General features: G+C 40.5%; 9 protein-coding genes and 1 tRNA gene. 2 read left to right on the top strand and 8 right to left on the bottom strand.

The genetic code is table 11. The features are described from left to right. Window positions 1–64: 64 nt before the first annotated feature. The 6 genes from VIM94_RS10615 to VIM94_RS10590 form a co-directional block, all read right to left on the bottom strand. Window positions 65–138, bottom strand: a tRNA-Arg gene (locus VIM94_RS10615). An 89-nt stretch (window positions 139–227) separates the two neighbouring features. Further along, a complete protein-coding gene (locus VIM94_RS10610) occupies window positions 228–503 on the bottom strand; it encodes an ATP-dependent Clp protease adaptor ClpS (protein ID WP_332039272.1) in 276 nt (91 codons plus the stop codon). A 38-nt stretch (window positions 504–541) separates the two neighbouring features. Then, the gene (gene prmA, locus VIM94_RS10605; protein ID WP_332039271.1) at window positions 542–1,375 is read right to left on the bottom strand and encodes a 50S ribosomal protein L11 methyltransferase; all 834 of its coding nucleotides are present in this window, start codon (window positions 1,373–1,375) and stop codon (window positions 542–544) included. A gap of 1 nt (window position 1,376) precedes the next feature. Beyond that, window positions 1,377–2,129: a triose-phosphate isomerase gene (tpiA, locus tag VIM94_RS10600; protein WP_332039270.1), complete on the bottom strand. Its 753-nt coding sequence runs from the start codon at window positions 2,127–2,129 to the stop codon at window positions 1,377–1,379. Between the two features lie 158 nt (window positions 2,130–2,287). Continuing rightward, window positions 2,288–3,382: a BT_3928 family protein gene (locus VIM94_RS10595; RefSeq protein ID WP_332039268.1), complete on the bottom strand. Its 1,095-nt coding sequence runs from the start codon at window positions 3,380–3,382 to the stop codon at window positions 2,288–2,290. Window positions 3,383–3,403: 21 nt separating this feature from the next. Then, the gene (locus VIM94_RS10590) at window positions 3,404–3,952 is read right to left on the bottom strand and encodes a DUF1599 domain-containing protein (protein WP_332039267.1); all 549 of its coding nucleotides are present in this window, start codon (window positions 3,950–3,952) and stop codon (window positions 3,404–3,406) included. 110 nt (window positions 3,953–4,062) lie between these two features. On the opposite strand from VIM94_RS10590, the gene folP reads away from it, so the two are divergent. Continuing rightward, window positions 4,063–4,884, top strand: a complete 822-nt coding sequence (gene folP, locus VIM94_RS10585; RefSeq protein ID WP_332039266.1) for a dihydropteroate synthase — start codon at window positions 4,063–4,065, stop codon at window positions 4,882–4,884. Between the two features lie 40 nt (window positions 4,885–4,924). Next, window positions 4,925–5,698 carry a diadenylate cyclase CdaA gene (gene cdaA, locus VIM94_RS10580; RefSeq protein ID WP_332039265.1) on the top strand — a complete coding sequence of 258 codons (774 nt, stop codon included), beginning with the start codon at window positions 4,925–4,927 and terminating at the stop codon, window positions 5,696–5,698. On the opposite strand, the gene VIM94_RS10575 is transcribed toward cdaA, so the two are convergent. Together VIM94_RS10575 and truA are read right to left on the bottom strand one after the other, a co-directional pair. Beyond that, a complete protein-coding gene (locus VIM94_RS10575; protein ID WP_332039264.1) occupies window positions 5,695–7,464 on the bottom strand; it encodes an ABC transporter ATP-binding protein in 1,770 nt (589 codons plus the stop codon). The genes cdaA and VIM94_RS10575 overlap by 4 nt on opposite strands. After that, entirely contained in the window at window positions 7,465–8,208 is a 744-nt protein-coding gene (truA, locus tag VIM94_RS10570) for a tRNA pseudouridine(38-40) synthase TruA (RefSeq protein ID WP_332039263.1), read from the bottom strand. It lies immediately after the preceding gene. Window positions 8,209–8,215 lie beyond the last annotated feature (7 nt).

Raw genomic sequence — 8,215 nt, 5'->3', positions numbered from 1 at the left:
ACCTAAAAAACCACGCTAATCCTAAGATTTGCGTGGTTTTGATAAGATTTGTTAATCTTAAGAGTGACCTTGCCAGGATTCAAACCTGGAACCTCCTGAGCCGTAATCAGGTGCGCTATTCAGTTGCGCCACAAGGCCATTTAATATTGCTTTTCCTAATTGGTTAAGCGGCTGCAAATATATTGTTTATTTTAAATTTTGAAAAAGAAACCAGAAGTTTTTTTAAACTAAATTATCTCTGCGCTCAGTCCGGCATCCAGCAATTTGGAGCAGCGCGGCTTGAGATCTTCATAAACCCCCGTTTTCACGGTACACTTCCCTTTGTAATGAACAAGTAAAGAACACTGTTCTGCTTGTTCAGGGGTGTGATCACAGGCATAAATAAGGGTTTCTATAACGTGATCAAAAGTATTATAATCATCGTTATATAAAACAATCTCGTTTTGCTTCTTCTTTTTAGTTTTTCTAACAACTTTTTCTAAAACTTCTTCCTTAGTACTCATCATCATCAAATTTTAGGACATCAAAGGTAATAAAAAACTCATTTAGAAAACTTTACCGCTACCCAGTTATTCCTTTCGAGATGTTCAACATATTTTAAGCCAAGCTCCTCGCAGGCTTTCCGGATAGCCGATATATCATCATCATAAAATCCACTAAGATATAGTTCTCCTTTTGCTTCCAGGGATTCAACATATACGGGAAGGTCACGTAGTAGGATATTCCTGTTAATATTCGCCAGAATAATATGGTATTTCCGACCTTCCAGTAATTCCGCACCACCTTCTTCCACACTTACATTATCGCAGCTATTGCGCTCTACATTTTCCAGACTGTTCTGGAAACACCAGTTATCAATATCGATGGCATCTACAAAATGTGCGCCTTTCAAACTGGCAAGAATCGCTAATACCCCTGTCCCACAACCCATATCCAGCACATTCTTATCGGTAAAGTCATTCTTCAGGATATGCTGAACCATCAAATGGGTAGTTGCGTGATGACCTGTTCCGAAGGACATTTTGGGGTCAATCACGATCTCATATTCCGTTTCTGCCGAAGGATGGAAAGTAGCCCGGATGCTACACCGATCATCTACCACGATAGGACTGAAATTCTTTTCCCATTCTTCGTTCCAGTTCACTTTTTCAATCTCACTCTTCGAATACGAGATCTCCACCTCATCAGATTGCAGGATGTGCACCTGGGCAAGCAGGTCTTCTTCATATTCCTCTACGGGAATATAAGCGGTGACCCCATCTTCTTCTTCCACAAAACTTTCAAATCCCAGGTAACCCAATTCGGCCACAAGAATCTCTGAACCCGGCTGCAGCGGCTCTATTTTAAACCTGAATTCGAAGTAATTCCCCACCATCTTAGAATGAATTTACGATCTTAAGAAAATCGATCGCTTTTAGGCTGGCTCCTCCAATAAGTCCGCCGTCCACATCTTTCTTAGCAAAGATTTCTGCAGCGTTATCTGGCTTAACACTTCCTCCGTAAAGGATAGAAACATTCTCTGCGATCTCATCGTTAAAAGCTTCAGCTATATTCTTTCTTATATAAGCATGCATTTCCTGGGCCTGCTCTGGACTGGCAGTTTCTCCGGTTCCAATGGCCCAAACCGGCTCATATGCCAATACAATATTTTTCCAGTTTTCTTCTGAAATCTGGTAAAGGCTTTCTTTTAGTTGTTTGGCTACAAGATCAAAATGACTTCCGTTTTTGCGATCTTCAAGTTCTTCACCAAAACAGAAAATCACCCGCATTTCTTGTTCTATAGCAGTGTTCACCTTATCTGCAAGTATCTCGTTTGTTTCGTGGAAATGTGCCCTGCGTTCGCTATGCCCAAGAATAACGGTATTAACCCCAATACTCTTTAGCATTTTTGCTGAAACTTCCCCGGTAAAGGCTCCGCTTTCTGCCTGGTGCATATTCTGGGCAGCCACGATCACAGGCGTATCCTTTAATACTCTAAAAGCTGTATATAAATTTGTAAAGGCAGGAGCCACCATAACTTCAGCTTCAGGCTCTTTTACCAGCTGCATTTTCAGATGGCCTAAAAGTTCTTCGGTTTCGGCCAGGTCATTATTCATTTTCCAGTTTCCGGCTACTATATTCTTTCTCATAATTCTTTATTTTTCCGCAGAGGGATATTTTACATTTATTTTCTTCGGAAATAAAACTTCCGCATATCACAAATATATCCAATAGCCTGCACATAGGAGTAATGCTCCTGCCTTAAACAGGAGTTTTTACCAATTCTTTAATGATTATTAGGATTGACTTATAATTTTATATCCCCAGCATCATACCAATGCTTCTTTTGGGTGATAGTACCACGTTCCAGGGTAAGAATTCCAGGATTGGAGCGCACTATAGCCTTGAGAGCAGTTTCATCGGTTTGGTAAAAATCAAAGTTAAGCTCGTATCTTTCAATCAAATTGCTGCGTTCATTTTCTCCCGAAGCGGTAAGACCAACTACGCGATACCCTTTATTTAAGGCTTCTTCACTAAGTTCTTTAACAGACTTATAACCAGACAATTCGGTCTTTCGAAGGTCATAAGCGACTATCAGCAAAACTTTTTCTTCAGAAAGCACCTCATCGGTGATATCTTTTCCATCATCTTCTATCTGAAAATCAGTAATTGGTGGCACATAACCTTCCCTGAGCTGTTGAGTTTCCACATCAATAAATTCTCCATCAACCTGCGGATATTCACCCCTATTGGTAATTACCAGTTCTTCCCCATTCTGAAGAAATTTCCAATTATACTCAAAAACAGCCTTGGGTGCATCCTCGGGCACTACCATCTGTTCCTTGATATTGTTACCTACTTTATAGGCCCTAAAATCGAAAACGGGCAGATGCATTAGCACATAATAGGCGAACATAAAACTCAGCATAAAAAACAAAAAGATGACCCATCTATGTGAAACCGGTGCCAACACAGGAGTAAGGTATTTAATCTTCACAAATAGAAAAATAATAAGCAACAGCAGGATTACATCTTTAAAGAAAGATTGCCAGGGGGTAAGTGGAATCGCATCTCCGAAACATCCGCAATCGGTAACCTTATTGAAATACGCCGAATAAAAGGTTAAAAAAGTAAAGAAGAGGATCATGAGCAAAAGACTCCACATCGTGAATTTAGGCAGGTAGCCAATAAGTAGCATCACTCCCAGTACCAGTTCAAAAACTACCAGAATGATCGCGATTACCAGTGCAAAAGGAATTAGAAACTCCAGATTGAGCACATTCTCTCCAAAATATTCCTGAAGTTTAAATGAAAAACCTACCGGGTCGTTGAGTTTAATAAATCCTGAAAAAATAAATAAAACTCCAACCAGTACTCTGGCGATTCCAACAAGTAATTTCATATCAAACTTTATTTAATTGCTTTACTCCTCCCCGGCTTCTGCAAACAAGATAAGCGCAAAAACTGAATAATTGATCATATCCTGATAATTGGCATCAATGCCTTCGCTAACGAGGGTTTGGCCTTTGTTATTTTCAATTTGTTTTACCCGAAGAAGCTTCTGAATAATAAGATCTGTGAGAGAACTAATACGCATATCTCGCCAGGCCTCACCGTAATCGTGATTCTTATTAAGCATAAGCTGCCGGGTTTCGGCAATTTTTTCGTCGTAAAGCGCTACCGCAGTTTCTGCATCAAGATCGGGTTGGGTGGCCACTCCTTTCTCCAGCTGAATCAAAGCCATCACCGAATAATTGATGATACCTATAAATTCAGACTTCTCATCTTCATCTACTTTCTTGATATCCGACTCCTGAAGCTGGCGAATACGTTGTGCTTTGATAAAAATCTGGTCGGTTAGAGACGGGAGCCTCAGGATTCGCCAGGCACTGCCGTAATCCTTCATTTTGTTGGCAAACAACGCGCGGCAGGTATCGATCACCGCGTCGTATTGTTTTAAGGTATGCTGCATTTAGAAATTCTAATTTGCGTAAATTTCGACAAATAATTCAGATAGTCAAAAATTTTATTAAAGGCTCCTGAAAGAGGGTATTTTTAAAAGCACCAAAAACCTAATTATCAATGACAATAAATTGCAAAGGCAATCTCATAGACCTCTCTAAGCCAAGGGTTATGGGGATTCTTAACCTCACCCCTAATTCTTTTTATGCGGAAAGCAGAATTGCAGAAGAATCTGTTCTTCTCAGGAAAGCAGAAAAAATGTTGAAAGAGGGTGCTACTTTCCTGGATATTGGCGGATATAGCAGTCGTCCCAACGCCGATGATGTTTCCACCGAAGAAGAACTTAATCGGGTACTTCCAGCCATTGATTTGTTGACAAAAAATTTTCCGGAGGTAATAATTTCAGTAGATACTTTTAGGGCAATAGTTGCAGACAAAAGCATTAAGGCAGGTGCGGCTATTATCAATGATATTTCAGCAGGAAGCCTGGATGAAGATATGATGGCTATCGTTGCTAAGCACCAGGTGCCTTATATCATGATGCATATGCGCGGAACACCAAAGACCATGCAAGGCCTAACCGAATACAAAGATCTGTCGCTGGATATCATTTATTATTTTTCAGAAAAAATTAAACTTGCCCGCCGCCATGGGATAAATGACATTATTACCGACCCCGGATTCGGTTTTGCCAAAACCACCGCCCAGAACTTTGAACTCTTTAAAAACCTGGAACTCTTTAAAAACCTTGATTTACCTTTCCTGGTGGGCATTTCCCGCAAGTCAATGATTTACAAAAGTCTGGGTATAAGCGCAAAGGAAGCCCTCAACGGAACCACTGTGCTTAACAGTCTGGCCTTGGACCGCGGAGCTTCTGTTTTAAGGGTTCACGATGTAAAGGAAGCCGTAGAATGTGTAAAATTACACTCCCAGGTGTGCTAATACTCGTTAATTTTCTATTTTTACACAAAAGCCCTTTAATTTGGATATTCTAAATCTGCGCATTCTTGATATTGTAGATATCGTTCTTGTAGCACTTCTGCTGTTTTATCTTTACAAGCTTATCAAGGGAACTGTAGCGGTAAACATCTTTATTGGGATCGTAATCGTTCTGCTTTTTGGAATGGTTACCCAATTGCTACAGATGGAACTTTTAAGCAGCGTGCTCGGAGAGTTTATTGGATTAGGTATGTTCGCTCTGATCGTAGTGTTTCAACAGGAGATCCGAAAATTTCTTTTAATGATAGGCTCCACCAATTTCACCCAAAAAGGAAAGTTTTTTAGGAATTTACGTTTCATCAAGGATGACCTCGAAACCACCACCAATGTCGATGCCATTGTAAGTGCCTGTGAAAGCATGGGGCGTACTTATACCGGGGCTTTAATGGTAATTCAGAAGAGCACCAATCTGGATTTTGTAAAGAATTCCGGGGACGATATGTATATCGAGCTCAATCAACCCATTATCGAATCAATTTTTTACAAAAATTCTCCCTTGCATGATGGTGCAATAATCATTGAAGAGAACAGGATAACCGCCACGCGTGTTATTTTACCGGTATCCAATGACAGGGCAATTCCTTTGCGTTTTGGTCTAAGACACCGGGCAGCCGTAGGCATAACCGAAAAAACAGATGCTCTAGCCCTGGTGGTAAGTGAAGAAACCGGCCAGATCTCTTACATCAAAGACGGAGAATTCGTGATGTTTGAAAACACCAAAGAACTTACCGCGAAAATCAAAGAAGACCTTAGTTAACCCAGGGGTTCTTCAGCCATAAATTGCACCTCATAAAGATTTCGATAATAGCCCTTTTCCTTTTTAAGCAGTTCGGAATGCGTGCCTATTTCCATGATTCTGCCTTCATCCATCACGATAATCTTATCTGCTTTTTTAATGGTTGCCAACCTGTGTGCAATAACGATTGAGGTACGTCCCTGGGTGATCTTATCGGTAGCTTCCTGGATAAGCAGCTCGCTATAGGTATCTACCGAAGACGTAGCCTCATCCAATACCAGGATACTCGGATTGCTCATATATGCCCGCAGAAAGGAGATTAATTGTCGCTGGCCGGAAGAAAGCATCGCTCCTCTTTCCTTTACGTTATAATGATAACCACCTGGCAATGTATTAATAAACTCGTGAATCCCTATTTGTTTTGCCGCGGTCACCACATCTTCTTCGGAGATATCCGGATCATTAAGCGTGATATTGTGCAGAATGGTATCTGCAAATAAAAATACACTCTGGAGTACTACAGCAATTTGAGATCGAAGCGATTTCAGATTTATATCTCTGATATCAGTTCCGTCAACCAGAATCTTTCCGCTGTCTATTTCATAAAACCTGTTGAGCAGATTGATTATGGTAGATTTCCCCGCACCGGTTGCACCAACAATCGCGACGGTTTCCCCGGGTTTAGCTTTAAAGGAGATACCTTTCAACACTTCTTCATCATCAACATAGCTGAAGCGAACATCCTTAAATTCGATTTCACCACTAAGATTTGTCACCTCTATTTTTCCCTCATCTTTAATGGAAGATTCGGTATCTAAAATTCCGAAGACACGATTAGCAGCGACCATCCCCATTTGAAGCGTATTAAATTTGTCGGCGATTTGACGCAATGGCCTGAAAAGCATTTGGGAAAGCTCAATAAAAGCCACGATAATTCCCAGAGTAATTACATCACCTTCCACTGCTCTTAGCCCTCCAAACCAAACAATAAGACCAATGGTAATAGAAGTGGCCATTTCGGCAATTGGGAAGAAAATAGAGTTATACCATACAGTTTTCACCCAGGCGTTACGGTGTTTATCATTAATTTCTTTAAAGTTTTTATATTCGGCTTTTTCACGGGTAAAAAGCTGTACGATCTTCATTCCGGTAATGCGTTCCTGCACAAAGGTATTGAGATTCGCCACCTCGGTACGCACCTCTTCAAAAGCTACCTTCATTTTACGTTGAAACACCCTGGTAGCATACATAATTATTGGCAAAACAGTAAGCACCAGTAAGGTTAGTTGCCAGCTTTGGTAAAACATAAATGCGACAACCACCAGCATTTTAAGAATATCACTGATGATCATAAAAAGTCCCTGGCTAAAGATACTGGCAATGGTTTCAATATCGCTTACCGCCCGGGTAACGAGTCTTCCCACGGCAGATTTATCGTAGTAGGCCATTTTAAACTTAAGCATGTGCCTGAAAAGATTGACCCGCAAATCACGAACAACCTCCTGCCCCAGCCAGTTTGCATAGTATATAAATAGAAACTGAAAAATAACTTCAAGTAGAAGAATCCCGGCCATAAGAGCTACATAGAACACCAGGTTCTCATATTCAGCCGGCATAATAGCATCATCAATAGTAACACGAAGCAAATATGGCCTGAGTACTGCAAAAAAGGATAGCAGAACAGCGGCAACTCCAACAAAATAGAATGTTATCTTATAAGGGTTGGTATATTTAAGCAGACGCTTAAACAAATTAAAATCGAATGCATTTCCAGATTTAGATGCCATTTACTCTATTGCTATTTTTGAATAAGTAACCTTTGTGAGGTAAAGAGCCTTTGCAGGAACCGAAGTCCCGGCTTTACTCCTGTCTTCACTTTTAATTATTTCGTGCAAGTTATCTACCGAAGTTTTCCCCAATCCAATTTCAATTAAACTTCCCACAATAGCCCGCACCATATTGCGCAGAAACCTGTCGGCTGTGATGCTGAATCTTAAGATTTCGCCATTCCACTCCCACCGGGCCTCCTCAATTTTGCAATTATAGGTTTTTACATCGGTTCTCGACTTCGAAAAACACTTAAAGTTAGTATAAGTTTTTAAGATCTCTGCGGCCTGATTCATTTTATCTACATCAAGACTTTTCTTTAGGAAGTAGGCACGATCCATCAAAAAAGGATCCTTTTTATTAATTATAAGGTATTCATAGCTTCGGCTTAATGCATCAAACCGGGCGTGAGCCAAGGGTTCCACTTTAAAAATATCATTTACTGCAATATCTTTAGGAAGCATAGAGTTGAGTTTATACTGAAGCTGTTCCGTATCTATTTCTTCCAAAATATCGAAGTGTGCAAAGATCTGCTTTGCATGTACTCCGGCATCAGTCCTGCCAGCACCGGTTATTTCTATTGTTTTTTGAAATAATTTACCGAGGGCCATTTCAATTTTTTCCTGTACCGAAATTGCATCAGGTTGGTTTTGCCAGCCGTGATACCTCTTTCCAAAATATGCCAGTTCTATAAAATACCTCAAGCCAATG

The sequence above is a fragment of the Salegentibacter sp. genome, assembly GCF_036568425.1.
Taxonomy (GTDB): domain Bacteria; phylum Bacteroidota; class Bacteroidia; order Flavobacteriales; family Flavobacteriaceae; genus Salegentibacter.
This window is presented reverse-complemented; position numbering and strand designations above follow the sequence as displayed.